Raw genomic sequence first — 1,031 nt, 5'->3', positions numbered from 1 at the left:
AGCGGCATTGCGCGTACGTTGCAGCGCGACGTTGGCTCAATGCATAGAGTAATCGCGGGCAATGGCGGAATCACGCCAGCGCAGCGCACGCGAGCAGCTCGTACCTTGAGCCTGGCCGAGCGCGAGGATATCTCGCGGGCCTTGGGTCAGAAACAGTCATATGGAAGTATCGCCGTTCAGTTGGGGCGTAGCAAATCGACTATTAGCCGTGAGGTCAACCGTAACGGAGGACCTCAGAAGTATCGTGCGCATGCAGCCGATGAAATGGCCTGGAAGCGAGCGCGGCGCCCCAAGCAAAGTGTGTTCAAGAGTAATGCGGCTTTGTGCGTTCAAGTCGCGCGAGGGCTAAGCCTACAATGGTCGCCGGCACAGATTGCAGGTTGGCTCAGGCGGCAATACCCGCTGCGCAAGGAGATGCACATTTCGCACGAAACCATTTACAGGAGTTTGTTCATCCAGACGCGTGGGGTGCTGAAGAAGGAACTGTTGAGCGAGTTGCGTACGCATCGGGTGATGCGTCGGGCGAAATGTGCCTCGACGCGAGGCCAGAACAGAGGCACGATTATCAACGCCGTGCCAATCAGCGAACGGCCGGCGCAGGCGGAGGATCGAGCCGTCCCGGGGCATTGGGAGGGCGACTTGCTTGCGGGTTCGGGTAACACGTATATCGCGACATTGGTTGAGCGTCACTCCCGCTATGCGTTGCTCGTGAAGGTGGCTGGAAAGGATACGTCAAGCGTGATTGAGGCGCTGATCAAGCAAGTCAACAAGCTGCCGGTAGAACTGAAGCGCTCGCTGACATGGGATCGGGGCACGGAGATGGCAGGGCATGCGCGATTTACGATTGCCACGGACCTGAAAGTGTATTTCTGCGATCCGCAAAGTCCATGGCAACGAGGTAGCAACGAGAATACCAATGGATTGCTGCGCCAGTACTTTCCAAAGGGCCAGCCTGTGGATCAATACTCGCAGGCTCAATTGAATGCAGTGGCCAAGCGACTGAATCAACGGCCTCGTCAGACGTTGGGCTT

The 1,031-nt window shown here is 57.5% G+C and carries 1 protein-coding gene; it reads left to right on the top strand.

Annotated features, from left to right (window positions below):
* Positions 1-1,031 (top strand): IS30 family transposase (locus QCE83_RS34990; RefSeq protein WP_309821469.1); only part of this gene is annotated, 1,031 nt, incomplete at both ends.

The organism is Caballeronia sp. LZ034LL (assembly GCF_031451215.1).
Classification (GTDB): Bacteria; Pseudomonadota; Gammaproteobacteria; order Burkholderiales; family Burkholderiaceae; genus Caballeronia.
The sequence above is the reverse complement of the archived record's forward strand: the minus strand, read 5'-3'. Positions and strand labels throughout refer to the sequence as shown.